We start from the raw sequence: 14,325 nt of genomic DNA, 5'->3' as shown, positions 1-14,325 counted from the left end.
AGGCAAGACATTTCACGAAAATGCGAACGCTTTCAGCTGATTGCCGCGTCAAGACGCGCGGATTCCCACGCCAGCATGGCGCGTTTGACCGGAAGCCCCCAATGATAGCCGGTCAGCCGCCCGGTGGAGGAGATCGCCCGGTGGCAGGGGATGATCCAACTGATCGGATTGCGGCCCACTGCTGCCCCTACGGCACGGTTGGCCTTGGGAGAACCAATGGCGCGCGCGATCTCACCATATGTCGTCACGTGACCGGTGGGGATCTGCATCAATGCCTCCCACACCTTGATCTGGAAAGGCGCCCCGATCAGATGGAGCCGGGTTTCACCTTCGCCACCAAAGGCGGGGGAGAGCAGGGCTGCCACGCTTTCATCGGCCTGAAAGGTCGCCCGGGGCCAACGTGACGTCATGTCGGCCATCGCCGCTTCACGCCCGGTTTCCTCTGCAAAGGCCAGCCCGCAAAGGCCGCGCTCCGTCGCCATGACAAGCGTGTCGCCGAAGGGGCTCGCGGCAAAGGCGTGGCGGATGGTCAACCCCGCGCCCCCTTTGGCGTAATCGCCGGGGGACATGGCTTCCCAGCTCATGAACAGGTCATGCAGGCGCGACGGCCCCGAAAGGCCGCTGGCGAGCGCGGTGTCCAGCACCGTGAACCGCTCCGCCAGCAGCCGGCGTGCATGGCCGAGCGCCAGATACTGTTGATACCGCTTGGGCGAGACGCCAACCCAACGGGAGAAGGTGCGCTGGAAATGCGCGGGAGACAGGCCCAGTTGCGCGGCCAGCGTCTCAAGCGGCACTTCCCCTTCGCGGTCGATGATGTCCAGCGCGCGGGCGATGAGCGCATAGTGATAGCTGGCGGGCGAGATATCGTTGGACATGGCGTTTCTCCTTGCCCGCAACATAAGCCCGCAACCGCGCTTTCGCGACCCGGATCCTGCGGAATGCTGAGGGGGGTTGTCGTGCTGCCCGCGGGGAAGTAGGCGAGGAGCATGGTCAGACAGCTCGACTACAGCGACATGAAGGAGATCTTCCGCCGGTTCGAGGAGCGGGAGCCCGAGCCTGTGGGGGAGCTGAACTACACCAACGCCTTCACGCTGCTGGTCGCGGTGGCCCTTTCCGCGCAGGCGACGGATGTCGGTGTCAACAAGGCCACGAAGGGCCTGTTCGAAGTGGCCGATGCACCCGCGAAGATGCTGGCCCTGGGCGAGGAGGGCATCATCTCTCACATCCGCACCATCGGCCTTTACCGCAACAAGGCCAGGAACGTGCTGAAACTCTCCGCACTGCTGCAGGAGCATTTCGGGGGAGAGGTGCCGTCCTCGCGCGCGGCCTTGGAGACGCTGCCGGGGGTGGGGCGGAAGACGGCAAATGTGGTGCTGAACACGTGGTTCGGCTTCCCCGCACAGGCGGTGGACACCCATATCTTCCGCGTCGGCAACCGGAGCGGCATCGCCGTCGGGCGCAATGTGGAAGTGGTGGAGCGGGCGATCGAGGACAACGTGCCCGTTGAATTCCAGCGCCATGCGCATCACTGGCTGATCCTGCACGGGCGCTACACCTGCAAGGCACGTGCGCCCCTTTGCCCCGTCTGCCTGATCCGGGACATCTGCCTCTACGAAGAAAAGACGCTCGCGGGCGGCAAGATGTCCGCTCCGATTGATCCTTGAGCCGAAAGCGCTACGTGCCGCCCTGTTCGCAAGGAGGATTCCATGACCACTCTCTATTTCCGCAACGGCACCTGTGCGCTTGGCCCGCATATCGCGCTTGAATGGATCGGTGCGCCTTATGACGCGGTCGTTGCCCCTGCCGGTTCGGCGGAACTGCTGGCGATGAATGCTTCCGGTGCCGTGCCGGTGCTGAAGGAGGACGATGGCTGGGTGCTGACCCAGGCAGGCGCGATCCTGCGCTACCTGCTGATGAAGCATCCCGAGTCCGGTCTGGGCGGAGAAAACGGCGCGCGCGGTCAGGCGGAGCTCGAACGCTGGATCTGCTTCCTCACGGGCGATCTGCATCCCGCGTTCTATCCCGTCTTCATGCCCGACCGCTACACCGCCGACCAGAGCGATGGCGCGAAAGCGAAGGTTGTCGAAGCGGGTGTCGGGCTGGTGCGGAAGAATCTCCGGCTGCTGGACGCGCAGCTTGAAGGGAAAGAATGGATCCTCGGACCCCGGTCGGTCGCGGATGCCTATGCCTTTCCGATGATCCGCTGGGCGCGGGCCAAGCTGCCCGACGGGCTTGACGCCTATACGAATGTCCTGGCGCTTTATGACCGGCTGGCCGCAGATCCCGCCGTGCAGCGTGCCGTCAAGTTTCAGGCGGAGGCGAAAGCCCCCTGAGGCGCTTTTGGGCTTCCGTTCCGACGGTGAAAATCGGAGGGTCCGGCCAATTCAACGGAGGCCCGAATGAAGAAATACCAGGTCGTCGGCATCGGTAATGCCATGGTTGACGTGCTGTCCCGCACTGACGATGCCTTTCTTGAGCGGAATGGCGTCCAGAAGGGCATCATGCAGCTCATCGACATGGATCGCGCGGTTGAGCTTTATGGCCATATCGGGCCCTCGCGGGAGATATCGGGCGGATCGGCGGCCAATACGGTCGCCGGCATCGCCGGGCTGGGCGGGCGGACGGCCTATGTCGGCAAGGTGCGGGATGACCAGCTCGGCGCGATCTTCGCCCACGATCTGCGGGCGCAGGGTGCCGATTACGACACGCCGCTCGCCCCCGCCGGTTCTCTGCAGGAGACGGGCCGCTGCATCGTGCTGGTGACGCCGGATGGCGAGCGGTCGATGAACACATACCTTGGCATGTCGGAATTCCTAACGCCTGCTGATATCGACCAAGGCCAGATGGCGGCGGCGGACTGGATCTATCTGGAAGGCTACCGTTTCGATGGGCCGGAGAGCATGGAAGCCTTCGCCAAGGCGATCCGGGCGACGAAAGGGGCGGGGGGCCGCGTGTCTCTGACCCTGTCGGACCCGTTCTGCGTGGATCGTCACCGCGATGCCTTCCGGCAGATGATCCGGGAGGATCTGGACCTGCTCTTTGCCAACCGGGCGGAGATCGTCTCCATGTATGGCGGCACGTTCGAGGAGGCGATGGCCGCGGCGGCGGCAGAGCTGGAGATCGCCGTGGTGACGGATTCGGAGAACGGCGCCCATGTGATGCAGGGCGGTCAGCACTGGCATGTTCCGGCGGTAAAAACCGCGATCGTGGATGCGACCGGCGCGGGAGATCTGTTTGCTGGCGCCTTCCTCTGGGGGCTGTCGGAGGGTTATGAGCCGGAAATCTGCGGCCGGATGGGCTGTCTGGCTGCGGCGGAGGTCATCTCGCATATCGGGGCGCGCCCGGAGCAGGATCTGCGCGCCCTGTTCGCGCGGAATGGGCTGGTCTGAGCGGGTGGAGGCGGGGGAGCACGCTCCCCCGCGCCCCCTGTCCGGTGGGCAGCGCCCCCGGAGCCCCCCGATCCGTCAGCGGCACCAGTCGATCGGCGTCTCTCCCCTTGCCGTTAGCCAGTCATTCGTCCGGCTGAAAGGACGCGAGCCGAAGAAGCCTCGGTAGGAAGAGAGCGGCGAAGGGTGGGGTGAGGCGATGACATGATGGCGGGAGAGGTCCACCGTCCTTGCCGCCAGCTTCTGTGCGGGCCCGCCCCAGAGGATGAACACGAGAGGCCGGAGCGCCGCCGCGCGCGCCAGCACTTCCGCCACGAGGGGTGCCCAGCCCAGCCGCGCATGGCCGTTCGCCTCTCCAACGGGAACAGTGAGGGCGGTGTTGAGAAGCAGCACGCCCTGCGCCGCCCAGCGACCGAGATCGCCGTCAGGCGGCGTGCAGCCGATATCATCGGCCATCTCGCGGTAGATATTGCGGAGCGAGGCGGGGAGCGGCCTGCCGGGTGGGACCGAAAAGGCCAGTCCATCGGCATTTCCCGCGGTCGGGTAGGGATCCTGGCCAAGGATCACCACGCGCGCCTTTTCCGGTGGACAGAGATCGAGCGCCCGGAACACCGCCTCCGGTCCGGGCTGGAGACTGCGCGGATCGGCGACGAGCCGGGCGCGGACATCCGGCCAGTCCTGGCCGAAGAACGGCAGGTCGGCCCAGGCGGCGGGCGGCGTCGCGGTCTGAAACGTCATGCGGCCTGCGTCAACGCGGCAAGGCGGTGCACCTTGTCGCGGGCGGCGCCGCTGTCGATGCTCTCGCGGGCAAGCTGCACGCCATCCTTCAGCGTCGCGACGCGTCCCGCCACGACGAGCGCCGCCGCGGCATTCAGCAGGACCGCGTCGCGATAGGCGCCCTCCGCACCATCCAGAAGCGCACGGAGCGCGGCGGCATTCTCCGCCGGGGTTCCGCCGAGGATCTGCTCGAAAGGATGGACGGGGAGGCCCGCTTCCTCCGGGTGGATCTCCCGCTCCGTCACCTGACCGTCTTTCAGTTCGGCGAGCTGCGTGGGCCCGGCGATGGAGATCTCATCCGTACCGTCGCCCCCGTGGACGATCCACGCGCGGTCCGATCCAAGGGCTGCCAGCGTCTCGGCCACCGGGCGGTTGAGATGCGCGGCATAGGTGCCGGTGAGCTGACGGCGCACCCCGGCGGGATTGGTGATCGGGCCCAGGATGTTGAAGATCGTGCGGGTGCCCAGTTCCGTCCGCGTGGCCATCACGTGCCGCATGGCGGGGTGATGGATCGCCGCCATCATGAACCCGATGCCGATCTCCGCGAGCGCCCGCTCCACGACGGGGGGGCCGACCATCACGTTGATGCCCAGTTCCCCCAGCGCATCGGCGGAGCCGGATTTGGAGGAGAGGTTGCGGTTCCCGTGTTTGGCCACGATCACCCCCGCTCCAGCCGCGACAAAGGCAGCGGCGGTGGAGATGTTGAGCGTGCCCTTGCCGTCGCCCCCTGTGCCTACGATGTCTATCGCGCCTTCGGGTGCGCGGACAGCGTTGCAGCGGGCGCGCATGGCGCTGGCGGCGGCGGCATACTCCTCCACCGTCTCGCCCCGCGTGCGGAGCGCCATTAGCAGGCCGCCCATCTGCGACGGCGTGGCCTCGCCCTCAAAGAAGGCGGCGAAGGCGGTCTCCGCCTCCGTGCGGGTGAGCGGCCGTTCCGCCGCAAGACCGATCAGCGGGCGGACGCGGTCGCTCATGCCGCCTCTCCCGTGGAGAGCGGGCGGGTTGCAATCCCTGCGCCTTCCAGGAAGGTCGCCAGCATCCGGTGGCCATGCTGGGAGGCGATGCTTTCCGGGTGGAACTGGACCCCCTCGATCGGCAGGTCGCGGTGCTTCAGCCCCATGATGGTCCCGTCAGCCAGCCATGCCGTCACTTCGAGACTGTCGGGCAACGTCTCCCGTTCCACGATCAGCGAATGGTAGCGGGTGGCCTCGAAGGGCGTGGGAAGGCCCGCGAAGACACCTGCACCCGCATGTTCGATCCGGCCCATCTTGCCATGCACGATCTCTCCCGCGCGGACGACACGTCCCCCGAAGGCCTGACCGATGGCCTGATGGCCAAGGCACACGCCGAAGAGCGGCGTCCGGGTTTCTGCCGCCGCTTCCGTGAGAGCGAGGCAGATGCCCGCCTGTGCAGGGTCGCAGGGTCCGGGGGAAAGCAGGATGGCGGCGGGGTTCATCGCCATGGCCTCCTGCACGTTCAGGGCATCGTTGCGCCGCACGACGACATCCGCGCCGAGTTCGCCCAGATAGTGCACGAGGTTATAGGTGAAGCTGTCGTAGTTGTCGATCAGCAGGAGCATGGCGCGGCCCTCCGTCGTATGTCTGGCGCTTGTTCGTGACCGGTCCACCGGCCCGTCGCCCGAGTGCCTTTGGGGGTGAACCCGCGCCGGACGGCGGCTATAGATGTTCAGGTCGCAGCGTCCGGGTCAAGGCCTCCGGGGGCTGCGGGAACTGTTTTGCGGGGAGTGGACGAGTGGCGAACGGGTTGTTGAAAGGAGTACTGTCAGGAATGGCGGTCGGTGTGATCGTTGCCGCCGGTGTTTCGGTCCTTTCCATCCCACGTCAGGATGCCGCCCCCGCGGTGCCGCTGCCGCGGGTAAGTTCCGACTCCGCCGGCGCGGAGGAGACCCCGCCGCCCCCGCCGGAAGCTCCTGCACCGCAGGCTCCCACCGGAGAGATACCCGCCGGAGAGATATCTGCTGCGGAGACGCCCGGCGGAGAGACGCGGGACGGCCGGACCCCAGCCGACCAGACACCAGCCGGGCAGACAGCCGCCGGGCAGAGTTCAGCCAACCGGAACGGCGAGGAAGCAACGCCACCCGCGGCACCGGCGACAACAGCTCCTGCGGCGGAACCTGCGCCGGAGCCTCCGCCATTTGAGCCCCCGCCGCCGCCCGAAACCGAACCCCCGGCGGAAATTCAGCCCGCTCCCTCTGTGCCCGCAGCGGGCAGCGACGCGCCCGCGCAGGACATGGCCGTTCCCCCCGCCGCGCCGCCCGCCCCGGAGGAAGCCTCTGCGGTGGAGCCGATCCCGGTCGAGCCGCGGCCAGCCCAGACGCCGGAGGCTCACGGCCCGCGGCTCGCAATCCTGCTGCTCGATGATCCCGAAGTGCCTGACCTGGCAGAGCGCATCGGCGCGGTGTCGTTTCCGGTGAGCATTGCGCTTGATCCCCGCAACTCCGGGGACGCTGCTCGTTTCGCGGCTGCGGGAGTGGAACTGGTGGCGGTGGAACGGGAAGAGGAGCCCACACCGCTGGCCGGAGCCACGGCCCGGCTGCGTCTGGACGGAGAGGGCGGGCACCTGCTCCGTCAGGATGGCGGGGCCTTGACCCTTCCTCTCGTCGCATCCGCAAGCGAGGAGCCGGTGTCCCGGCCGCTGGATCGTGCGCTTTACCGGGCGGCGCAGTCCGGTTCGGCTGTGCTGCTGCTGCAGCCGACCGAGGAAAATCTCCGTGCGCTTGGCGCCTGGCTCTCTCACTCCGATGTGGAGGTCGTGCCGCTCTCGACGCTTGAGAACTAGCTGATCGGCTTTCCCGCCACATAGACCGCACGGATGGCGCGATCATCGCCCATCATCACGGTGGCGAAGATCTGCTCCCAGACAGTCTCGGCTCGTGCGGAGCGTTGTGCGATTGCGGGAGTGGAGGAGAGATCCACCGCGATCATGTCCGCCTCCATCCCCACGCGGATCGCCCCGATCCTGTCGCCCAGATGCAGCGCTTCCGCGGAGCCTGCGGTGGCCAGCCACCAGAGCGCTGCCGGATGGGTGGGCGCATGGCGGAGCTGCCCGACTTCATAGGCCGCAGCCATGGTTCGCAGCATTGAGAAGGAGGAGCCGCCCCCCGTATCCGTCGCCAGGCCGACAAGCTGCCCTTCAGCCTTCAGCCCCGCCATGTCGAACAGGCCGGACCCGATGAATGTGTTGGACGTGGGACAGTGCACAAGGCTCGCACCGACCTCCAGCAGGCGTGAGCGCTCCCGCGCGGTAAGGTGGATCGCATGGCCGTAGATGGCGCGCTCTCCCAGCAGGCCCTGCGTTTCATAGGTGTCGAGATAATCGCGTGCCTGCGGATGCAGCGCCTTCACCCAGTCGATCTCATCGGTCTGCTCGGACAGATGTGTCTGCATCAGGCAGTCCGGGTGTTCCTTCCAGAGCTGCCCGACCATGTGCAACTGCTCCGGGGTGGAGGTGGGCGAGAAACGCGGCGTGATGACATAGGACAGCCGCCCGCGCCCATGCCACTTCTCCAGCAGCCGCTTTGAATCGTCATAGGCGGATTGGGGCGTATCCCGCAGCCCGTCCGGCGCGTTCCTGTCCATGCAGACCTTGCCGGTGAGGGCCCGGAGACTACGCGCCTCCGCCGCCTCGAAGAAGGCGTCCACGCTTTCGGGGTGGATGGTGGCGTAGCTGCAGACGGTGGTGGTCCCGTTGGAAAGCGTGAGGTCGAAATACCGCTCCGCGATCCGGCGGGCATAGGCCGGATCGGAGAACCGCATCTCCTCCGGGAAGGTATAGCTGTTCAACCAGTCGATGAGCCGTTTTCCCCAGCTCGCGATGATGGCCGTCTGGGGGTAGTGTACGTGGGCATCGACGAAGCCGGGAGAGATCAGGGCCTCGCCGTGGTCGATGATCTGTGCCTGCGGTGCCTCCCGCGCAAGACGTTCGCGCGGACCGACGGCGGCGATGCGGCCGTTTTCCACCAGAACCGCCCCATGGCTGTCGATGCGAACGGCTTCCGGCCCGTCGCGGAACGGATCCCCGTCAAAGGTCATCACCTGTCCCGCGATCAGCGTCTGCATGTTCGTCTCCCTGCTTCGGTCGGGGCCACCCTATGACGGCGGCCGTGCTGGGTAAATGCGTCGCGGGACCGGGTAGGGGTGTGCGGCGGGGTGCAGGGTGCTCTCGCCCGTCGCGCTCCCGGCAGCGTGTTGATTTCCTGCGCCGCCGCCCCTGTTCCGCAGCGGCGGTTGCCGTTAAGGTCCGCCGCGAGTCCAGCCAGCCAGCCACGGAGTCGCCATGACCGAGCCCGAAACCTCCCGGCGCGAGGAAGATGCCCATGCGCTGGATCCAGATCGCGTGGAGGCCATTGTCGAGGCGGTGGAGGCGGAGGATGCGCCGCTGCTCGATGCGCTCATGGAGCCTCTGCACGCCGCCGACATCGCCGACCTTCTGGAGCAGATCGGCCCCGGCGAGCGGCGGGCGCTGATCCGGCTCTGGCCGGGCGGGATCGACGGCGACATTCTCTCCGAACTGGGAGAGGGCGTCCGGGAAGAAGTCATCGAGGCGCTGCCGCAGGACGTGCTGGCCAATGCCGTCCGGGAACTCGATTCCGACGATGTCGTGGACATCATCGAGGATCTGGAGGAGCCGCAGCAGCGCCAGGTTCTCGATGCGCTGGACGATGCCGACAGGGTGGCGGTGGAGCAGGCGCTCTCCTATCCCGAGTACACGGCGGGCCGTCTCATGCAGCGGGAGGTGGTGACCGCGCCCGAGGACTGGACGGTGGGGCATGCCATCGACTTCCTGCGGAACGAGGAATGGCTGCCGGACCAGTTCTATCACGTCGTGCTGATCGATCCGCGTCACCGGCCCACGGGCTATGTGGCCCTGGGCAAGATGCTCTCCTCCCGCAGGGACAGGAAGCTCTCCGAGATCACGGAGGACAGTTACCGGACAATCCCCGCCACCCAGAGCCAGGAGGATGTGGCCTATGCCTTCAACCAGTACCACCTCATCTCCGCGCCGGTGGTGGATGCCGACGGGCGGCTGGTCGGCGTCATTACCATCGACGACGCGATGAGCGTGCTTGAGGACGAGGCCGAAGAGGACATCCTGCTTCTGGGCGGGGTGGGCGACGAAAGCCTGTCGGACGGGGTGCTGGAAACCGTGCGCCTGCGGTTCCCCTGGCTTTTCGTCAATCTCATCGCGACGAACCTGTCGGCACTGGTGATCGGACATTTCGAGGGAGCCATCGCCCAGATCGTGGCGCTGGCCGCGATCATGCCGATCATCGCCTCCATGGGGGGGAACACGGGGACGCAGACACTGACCATCGCCGTCCGCTCGCTCGCCACGAAAGACCTCACCTCCTCCAACGCCTGGCGCGTCGTGCGACGGGAGCTGATGGTCGGCATGACGAACGGGATCATCTTTGCCACGCTCATGGCCTCTGTCGGGTGGCTGGGTTATGGATCGGCGTTGCTCGGCGGGGTGATCGCGGCGGCCATGGTCATCAACCTGATCGTCGCGGCCATCGCGGGGACGCTGATCCCGCTCACACTCAACCGGCTGGGGCTGGATCCGGCGCTGGCGTCGGGCACCTTTGTCACCATGACGACGGATGCGGTGGGGTTCTTCTCCTTTCTCGCGCTGGCCTCGGCGGTGCTGCTGTGAGCGGGGGGGAGATCGCGCGCGTGAAGTCCGCGGCGCGGCAACTGGCGCGGCAGCGCCGGGACGGCGCGGACAGGGGGCTGGGCCTGCGCGCGGCGGAGCGGCTCAGGGCAGAGATAGGCCCTCCCGATGGCCACCCCATCGCCGCCTATCTGCCCATCGGAAGCGAGATCGACCCCCTTCCCGCACTGAGCGGATGGCCTGTTTGCCTGCCGGTCGTGGAGGGCAGGGGCCAGCCGCTGCGCTTCCGGCTCTGGGAGGAAGGCGCGCCGCTTGCCCCCGGCCCCTTCGGCACAAGCCACCCCGAACGGGGAGAATGGGTGCAGCCCAGGTATCTGGTCGTGCCGCTGCTCGCCTTTGACCGGGGCTGCATGCGGCTGGGATATGGCGGCGGGTTCTATGACAGGACGCTCGCCATGCTCCGCGCACTGCACCCCGTGCGTGCTATCGGCTTTGCCTTCGCGGTGCAGGAGGTGCCGGTTGTGCCTGTGGAGGATACAGATGCGCCGCTGGATGCCGTCGTGACCGAGCGCGAGACGATCCGGAGACGGTGATCAACCATCCGGCGGCGCGGGGGACGCCCCCCGCGACCCCCGGCGTCATCCTTGCACGCGGGCACGGGCGTTCCTCGGCCGGGGAGGATGCGCCGCGCGCGTTAAAAACGGTGTGCGCTCCAGCGCGGCAGACGCTATGATCCGCTTATGTCGATCTGGAGCCGCATAAGGGATGCGCTGTCCGCGCTTGCACAGGGGGAGAGCCTCTCCGCCGTGTTCGAACGGCTGCGCGCGCCGCCCGAACGCTCCGTCGCCTTCACCATCGCCGTGATCGCGCTGGGCGCCAAGATGGCAAAGGCCGATGGCGAGGTCACGCGGAGCGAAGTCGCCGCCTTTCGCGAGGTGTTCCACATCCCGGAGGAGGAGGAACCGAACGCTGCCCGCGTCTATAACCTCGCCCGGCAGGATGTGGCGGGCTACGAGGCTTATGCCCGCAAGATCGCCGGCATGTTCCGGGCGGAGAGCGATCCGGTGCTCATCGACCTGATGGACGGGCTGTTCCGAATTGCAGTGGCCGACGGCGGCTTTCACGAGATGGAAGAGGCGTTCCTGAAGGACGTGGCGGAGATCTTCGGGCTCTCCGACCGCTGTTACCGGTCACTACGCGCGCGCCATGTTCCCGATACCGAGCCAGACCCCTACGAGGTGCTGGGCGTTTCGCCCGATGCACCGATGAAGGAGGTGCGCAACGCGTGGCGCAGCGCGGTGCGCGACTCGCATCCCGACCGGATGCAGGCAAGGGGCGTGCCGCAGGAGGCGGTGCGGCTGGCGGAGCGGCGTCTTGTCGCCATCAACCGCGCCTGGGAGACCATCGGGCGCGAGCGCGCGGCCTGACCCGGCCCATGCGGATCGCCACCTATAATGTCGAATGGTTCAACTCCCTGTTCGATGATGCGGGCCGGCTCCTGGAGGACGACGGCTGGTCCGGGCGCCACGGCGTGCGGCGCGCCGCACAGATCACGGCCCTGGGCACGGTATTCCGCGCGGTGGATGCGGATGCTATCATGGTCATCGAGGCCCCCGACGATTCCCGCCATCGCGCCACGCATGTGGCTTTGGAGAGTTTTGCCGCGCGATTCGGGCTGCGGACCACTACCGCACTGCTGGGATTCAGGAATGACACGCAGCAGGAGATCGCGCTGCTTTATGATCCGGCGCGGCTGACGGCGCGGCACGATCCGATGGGAACTTTCACCGGGCGGCGGGGGAGCCATCCTTTGCCGCGGTTCGACGGAACCTACCGCATCGACCTCGACATCGACGGGATGGAGGATGTCGTCACCTTCAGTAAACCGCCGCTGGAGGTGGCGGCGGTATCGGCATCGGGGCGCGCCTTTCGCATGATCGGCGTGCATATCAAGTCCAAAGCCCCGCATGGCGCGGTGGACGAGGATGAGGTGATGCGCCTGTCGATCCAGAACCGGCGCAAGCAGCTCGCGCAGGCCATCTGGCTGCGGGAGCGGGTGCTCGCGCACCTTGCGCGAGGCGACTCGCTCATGGTTATGGGGGATTTCAACGACGGGCCAGGGCTGGACGAATACGAGAAGCTCTTCGGCCGCTCTGCGGTCGAGATCGTCATGGGCTGGAACGCGCCGAAACCGGAGCGGCTCTATGATGCCAATGCCCGGCGCGCGCTTGCCCAGCGGATCGCAGCGCAGCCTGCGAGCGCACGCTTCTGGCTGCCTGACGAGGGGAGCGGCCACTACCTGTCGGCACTGCTGGATTACATCATGGTATCGCCGGACCTCCGCGCCCTGCAACCGCGCTGGCGGATCTGGCATCCGTTCGACGACCCCGCCTGTTATGGCGATCCGGTGCTGCGGGAGGCGCTGCTCACCGCCTCCGACCACTTCCCGGTTTCGATCGACCTGCCGCTCTGAGGCGCGGGACGGGTTGAGCGAATGCGGGTATGCGCTAGATGAGTGGGGCTGCAGGGAACCTTCGTCATGATCCGTTCACACCATCGAATCCCGTTTCTTCTGGCCGCCGCATTGGCGATGACGGCGGGGGCGATGACGGCGGGCGGCGGCTTCGCGCAGACGAACCCGCCCGATCCGCCCCCCAGCCTTTCCGATCCGGGCACGGCCCCGAACGAGGTGGAGCGCGGCTTCGACATGTTCCGCGAGGGAGCGGACGCGATGTTGCGGGGGATTTTCGGCGAAGTCGGCCCCGCGCTTCGGGCGCTTGCCGACCGGATCGGCGATCTGAGGAATTATGAGTCGCCCGAGGTGCAGGAGAACGGCGACATCCTCATCCGGCGCAAGCCAGATGCCCCGCCCTATGTGCCGCCGCCGGCAGACCCCGCCGCGCCGACGAAGCCGGGAGTGGACCTGTGATCACTCCTCGGCCGGCGAAGCGGCCATCTGCCGCGCCACGCGAACCGCCGTTTCCACCTGCAGCCCTGCACCGAGCGCCTTGAACCGGGCTGCGGCGACCTCTCCGTACAGGCCCTCCATCTCCGGCTGAAGGATGAGTTCGAGCTTCTTCTTCTTCGGGTAGTACTTCAGCTTCCCGCCCATTTCCGGCGTCTCGACGAAGAACATCGCCCCGAAACGCATCGCGCGCCCGAGCACTTCCGCGTCCTGAATTTCCTTGTCGCTCAACAGTTGCAAAAGCGGCTCAAGCCGGCTGCCGGAACGGGAGTTCTTGTAGCGATGCAGCAGCGCCAGCCCCAGAAACACACGGCCCGGATGATCCAGCCCGCCGAGATTGGCGCGTGTGGCGTTGTCGAAACAGACTTCCGCCCGGTAGTCGGGATGGGCGCGCCATGTCGTATCGTGCAGCAGGCAGGCGGCCTTGATGAGCCGGAGACGGTCGGGCGGGGCGTTCTTGTATATGGGCGACAGGAAGTCGAAAAGTTTCTTGCCGAAGCCGGGCATACGCGCGCTGGAGGCTTCGGTGAAGCGCGCGGCTTCGATCAGCGGGTCGCGCCGCCGCAACTTCTCCGGCATCTGCTCATAGAGCAGCCCCTCCCTGATACCGTAGGAGGACACGTCGATCTCCCGCGGGCGGAAGATGGTCACGAGCTGTTCCAGCACATCGGCCGCCAGGGGCACCAGCGCCATCCGGTCGCTGGAGACCCCCGTTTGCAGGCGCAGCCAGTTGAGATCGGAACGCCGGATCCAGCCGACCGTGTCCAATACGGACTGCCGGCTCATCCGGTATTCGTGCAGGACCGTCAGCGGGTAGGCTTTCCGCTCCATGTCAAGCCGGGCAATGGCGCGCCACGACCCGCCGACGAGGTAGATGCGCTCATGCTTGGCGCCGATCAGTTCCTTCGCTTCGATCAGGATGCGGCGGATATGCTTCCGCAGGGCGACGGCATCCCCCTCCACCTGCTGAAGGCGGAACGGTCCGAGCGGCAAGGAGACGCGCTTGCCAATCGCTCCCTTGCTGACAAGGGCGAGTTCCATCGAGTTGCCGCCGATATCGCAGACGATGCCCTCCGCATCCGGCCAGCCCAGCAGAACGCCCTGCGCCGAAAGCCGCGCCTCCTCCGAGCCGTCGATGATGTGAAGGCGGAGCCCGGTCTTTTCGAGCACCTCGGCCGAGAATTCCGGCCCGTCCTCCGCCTCGCGCACCGCAGCGGTGGCAACGACGGAAAGACGCATGATATCCATGCCCTTGGCGATCAGGGCGAACCGCTCCAGCGCTGACAACGCACGGGCGCGACCCTTCGGGTTGAGCCGGCCCGTCGCAACGAGGCCTTCTCCCAGACCTGCCATGATCTTTTCGTTGTAGAAATAGGCCGGAGACCGTGCCGCCCCATCGAATACGACCATCCGCACGGAGTTTGATCCCACGTCGATCACGCCTACGCGGGACAAGGCCCGCACGGACGGATCCTCAAAGAGCGGCGGCCCGAACGGGCCCCAGCCGTCGGCAGGGGGGGTGGATGTGGCGTCCATCTTCTGCGGCTCCTCTCGGCTCAACCCCCG

General features: G+C 66.9%; 15 protein-coding genes. 9 read left to right on the top strand and 6 right to left on the bottom strand.

Translation table 11 applies throughout. The features are described 5' to 3' along the window. Nucleotides 1–32: 32 nt before the first annotated feature. Nucleotides 33–875 (bottom strand): methylated-DNA--[protein]-cysteine S-methyltransferase, encoded by an 843-nt coding sequence (locus CDV49_RS01650; protein ID WP_088213834.1) that lies wholly within the window; start codon nucleotides 873–875, stop codon nucleotides 33–35. A 111-nt stretch (nucleotides 876–986) separates the two neighbouring features. Here CDV49_RS01650 and nth point away from each other — a divergent pair, with 111 nt between their 5' ends. The 3 genes from nth to CDV49_RS01635 all read left to right on the top strand — a co-directional run bounded on the left by nth (nucleotide 987) and on the right by CDV49_RS01635 (nucleotide 3,389). Beyond that, on the top strand, nucleotides 987–1,664 hold the full coding sequence (nth, locus tag CDV49_RS01645; protein WP_088213833.1) for an endonuclease III: 678 nt from the start codon (nucleotides 987–989) through the stop codon (nucleotides 1,662–1,664). A gap of 42 nt (nucleotides 1,665–1,706) precedes the next feature. Beyond that, on the top strand, nucleotides 1,707–2,333 hold the full coding sequence (locus CDV49_RS01640) for a glutathione S-transferase family protein (protein ID WP_088213832.1): 627 nt from the start codon (nucleotides 1,707–1,709) through the stop codon (nucleotides 2,331–2,333). A 66-nt stretch (nucleotides 2,334–2,399) separates the two neighbouring features. Continuing rightward, a complete protein-coding gene (locus tag CDV49_RS01635) occupies nucleotides 2,400–3,389 on the top strand; it encodes an adenosine kinase (RefSeq protein WP_088213831.1) in 990 nt (329 codons plus the stop codon). A 75-nt stretch (nucleotides 3,390–3,464) separates the two neighbouring features. On the opposite strand, the gene CDV49_RS01630 is transcribed toward CDV49_RS01635, so the two are convergent. The 3 genes from CDV49_RS01630 to CDV49_RS01620 are packed head-to-tail and all read right to left on the bottom strand — an operon-like array spanning nucleotide 3,465 to nucleotide 5,742. Further along, nucleotides 3,465–4,124: a uracil-DNA glycosylase gene (locus CDV49_RS01630; protein WP_088213830.1), complete on the bottom strand. Its 660-nt coding sequence runs from the start codon at nucleotides 4,122–4,124 to the stop codon at nucleotides 3,465–3,467. Continuing rightward, nucleotides 4,121–5,137 (bottom strand): anthranilate phosphoribosyltransferase, encoded by a 1,017-nt coding sequence (gene trpD, locus CDV49_RS01625; RefSeq protein WP_088213829.1) that lies wholly within the window; start codon nucleotides 5,135–5,137, stop codon nucleotides 4,121–4,123. The genes CDV49_RS01630 and trpD overlap by 4 nt, the downstream gene beginning before the upstream one ends. Then, complete coding sequence (locus CDV49_RS01620) at nucleotides 5,134–5,742, bottom strand: anthranilate synthase component II (RefSeq protein ID WP_088213828.1); 609 nt, start codon at nucleotides 5,740–5,742, stop codon at nucleotides 5,134–5,136. Before CDV49_RS01620 ends, trpD begins: the two co-directional genes overlap by 4 nt. A 671-nt stretch (nucleotides 5,743–6,413) precedes the next feature. Between CDV49_RS01620 and CDV49_RS01615 the strand changes: the two genes are divergently transcribed. After that, nucleotides 6,414–6,962: a hypothetical protein gene (locus CDV49_RS01615; RefSeq protein WP_143413106.1), complete on the top strand. Its 549-nt coding sequence runs from the start codon at nucleotides 6,414–6,416 to the stop codon at nucleotides 6,960–6,962. On the opposite strand, the gene guaD is transcribed toward CDV49_RS01615, so the two are convergent. Next, nucleotides 6,959–8,242, bottom strand: a complete 1,284-nt coding sequence (gene guaD / locus CDV49_RS01610) for a guanine deaminase (protein WP_088213826.1) — start codon at nucleotides 8,240–8,242, stop codon at nucleotides 6,959–6,961. The genes CDV49_RS01615 and guaD overlap by 4 nt on opposite strands. Before the next feature lie 217 nt (nucleotides 8,243–8,459). On the opposite strand from guaD, the gene mgtE reads away from it, so the two are divergent. From mgtE to CDV49_RS01585, 5 genes are all read left to right on the top strand, one after another. Next, a complete protein-coding gene (gene mgtE, locus CDV49_RS01605; RefSeq protein ID WP_088213825.1) occupies nucleotides 8,460–9,836 on the top strand; it encodes a magnesium transporter in 1,377 nt (458 codons plus the stop codon). An 11-nt stretch (nucleotides 9,837–9,847) separates the two neighbouring features. Then, nucleotides 9,848–10,387 (top strand): 5-formyltetrahydrofolate cyclo-ligase, encoded by a 540-nt coding sequence (locus tag CDV49_RS01600; protein WP_373447778.1) that lies wholly within the window; start codon nucleotides 9,848–9,850, stop codon nucleotides 10,385–10,387. 147 nt (nucleotides 10,388–10,534) lie between these two features. Next, a complete protein-coding gene (locus CDV49_RS01595; protein ID WP_088213823.1) occupies nucleotides 10,535–11,221 on the top strand; it encodes a molecular chaperone DjiA in 687 nt (228 codons plus the stop codon). An 8-nt stretch (nucleotides 11,222–11,229) separates the two neighbouring features. Next, nucleotides 11,230–12,267 (top strand): endonuclease/exonuclease/phosphatase family protein, encoded by a 1,038-nt coding sequence (locus CDV49_RS01590; RefSeq protein ID WP_088213822.1) that lies wholly within the window; start codon nucleotides 11,230–11,232, stop codon nucleotides 12,265–12,267. Nucleotides 12,268–12,333: 66 nt separating this feature from the next. Then, nucleotides 12,334–12,723 carry an AAA+ family ATPase gene (locus CDV49_RS01585; RefSeq protein ID WP_088213821.1) on the top strand — a complete coding sequence of 130 codons (390 nt, stop codon included), beginning with the start codon at nucleotides 12,334–12,336 and terminating at the stop codon, nucleotides 12,721–12,723. Here the strand turns inward: CDV49_RS01585 and CDV49_RS01580 are convergent, their stop codons facing one another. Beyond that, nucleotides 12,724–14,295, bottom strand: a complete 1,572-nt coding sequence (locus tag CDV49_RS01580) for a Ppx/GppA family phosphatase (protein WP_088213820.1) — start codon at nucleotides 14,293–14,295, stop codon at nucleotides 12,724–12,726. Nucleotides 14,296–14,325 lie beyond the last annotated feature (30 nt).

It is taken from the genome of Haematobacter genomosp. 1 (genome assembly GCF_002196855.1).
Classification (GTDB): domain Bacteria; phylum Pseudomonadota; class Alphaproteobacteria; order Rhodobacterales; family Rhodobacteraceae; genus Haematobacter.
Note: the sequence above shows the minus strand (reverse complement) of the source record. Positions and strands in the feature narration are given on the sequence as shown.